Below are 1492 nucleotides of genomic sequence, written 5' to 3' on the forward strand. Positions count from 1 at the left end.
TCTGTCTCGTGGCAAGCGGTGGCGGGAGGGGGTGACTCTGCTCAGGGAGCCACAGCGAACGAAGCCCGGTCTGCCTTTCTTGCCAGCCGGGGTTGGGGGTCACCGTAGGCGGTGGCATCGCGCAGCACGCTGTAGCAGATGCGTGCGAGCTTGTTGGCTAGCGCGCACGCGGCCTTGTTGTGGTGGGTACGCGCCTGGATATTCACCGCCCACTGGCGTAGCGCGTCCAGCTAACGGTCGGCCCTGGCGGCGAGCGTGGCGGCTCTGAGTCAGGCGCGCGCGCCGTGCGTGAGCAGCATGCGCAGATACTTGTCGCCCTGCTTCGAGATGCGTCCGAGCTTGCGGGTCAATCCCGACGAGTGTTCGCGTGGCGTGAGCCCGAACCAGCTCGCGAAGTGGCGGGCATCCCTGAAGTGACTGACCGAGCCACCGGTGGCCGCCACCATCGCGGTGGCAGTGAGCAGCCCGATGCCGGGAATGGTGAGCAGCCGAGTCGAGCAGCAGTTTCATACCGATCAGATGAAGCAGCGCATCGATGCGGACAAAGCGCGCCAGATGATCCCCGCGCGCTTCGCCACCGTCGAGCCGGTGTTCGGCAATCTGCGGCACAACAAGCCCCTCTCCCGCTTCACGCTGCGCGGGCGGGAGAAGGTGGATGGGCAATGGAAGCTGTACTGCCTGGTGCACAACATCGAAAAGCTCGGGCACCACGGCTACGCAAATTAGGTAAGCTCGCGGTCGGGCCACGACGCCGGCATTGCGCCGATCAAGGGCCACGGCTGAGGTCAGGAGACGACGATGAAACGAAGATTGCGGAGCTGAAATGAGGATGAACGACTTCGGACCGTCTAAGGCCGGTAGCAACCGCTTGCCCCGAGATGGGGTATTTCTACAGCGTCGTTAGGCCACTGTTTATGGAAGCACATGAGTTCATCGTCGGTCATGAACGCGTCATCGCCCACTTTGGGCTTTGGCCGAGCTTTCATGATGCAGAGGTGTTCAAGCTATCTCTCGATAGGACGCAGGGCAAACCATCCCCGACACTTGACTTGCACTTGCGCGGATGGGTAATGACCTCCGAGATCACGCCAGAAGGCCACTACAAGTTGCATGGCGATGCAGTGCTTCATTTCCGGTTTGAGGGCGTCAGCGAAGTTCACGTCGAAGGCTTCAATGGCCAGAACGTCATCTCATCACTAAACCTGGAGCTAGCGCAGGACCGAGACAAGCAAGAGCAAGCCATCATCAAAGTTGAGCTAGAGCACTGCTATCTCTTTGAGGCTTCATTCACCGCCCAAACAGCTCAGCTCATCACCATCACGCCCTATGCGAAGTAAGCCTTGCCTCCGCCAAGCTATAAACACTGGCCTAACTGGTCGTATATGGACTCCCCCCAAAATCAAGACTGATCGATAGTCTGACTTTCCCGGGTAGATCACTTGCAGTCGTATATCCGGCATCCGTAGTGGGTTCTGAGTGACCCGTGCCGACA

General features: G+C 59.7%; 2 protein-coding genes and 1 pseudogene. 2 read left to right on the forward strand and 1 reads right to left on the reverse strand.

Annotated features, from left to right (window positions below):
- Nucleotides 1–269: 269 nt before the first annotated feature.
- Nucleotides 270–446, reverse strand: a complete 177-nt coding sequence (locus METUNV2_RS20190; RefSeq protein WP_018227528.1) for a transposase — start codon at nucleotides 444–446, stop codon at nucleotides 270–272.
- Nucleotides 447–507: 61 nt separating this feature from the next.
- Between METUNV2_RS20190 and METUNV2_RS0118720 the strand changes: the two are divergent.
- Nucleotides 508–726, forward strand: a pseudogene (locus METUNV2_RS0118720) (transposase); the annotation flags it as partial.
- A gap of 188 nt (nucleotides 727–914) precedes the next feature.
- A complete protein-coding gene (locus METUNV2_RS19290; protein ID WP_157281235.1) occupies nucleotides 915–1337 on the forward strand; it encodes an Imm50 family immunity protein in 423 nt (140 codons plus the stop codon).
- Nucleotides 1338–1492 lie beyond the last annotated feature (155 nt).

It is taken from the genome of Methyloversatilis universalis EHg5 (assembly GCF_000378945.1).
GTDB classification, from domain to species: Bacteria; Pseudomonadota; Gammaproteobacteria; order Burkholderiales; family Rhodocyclaceae; genus Methyloversatilis; species Methyloversatilis universalis_A.

Bases quoted from the DNA above. Each gene is read 5' to 3' on its own strand.
- METUNV2_RS20190 (WP_018227528.1), bottom strand. From the start codon at position 446: ATGGTGGCGGCCACCGGTGGCTCGGTCAGTCACTTCAGGGATGCCCGC.
- METUNV2_RS19290 (WP_157281235.1), top strand. From the start codon at position 915: ATGGAAGCACATGAGTTCATCGTCGGTCATGAACGCGTCATCGCCCAC.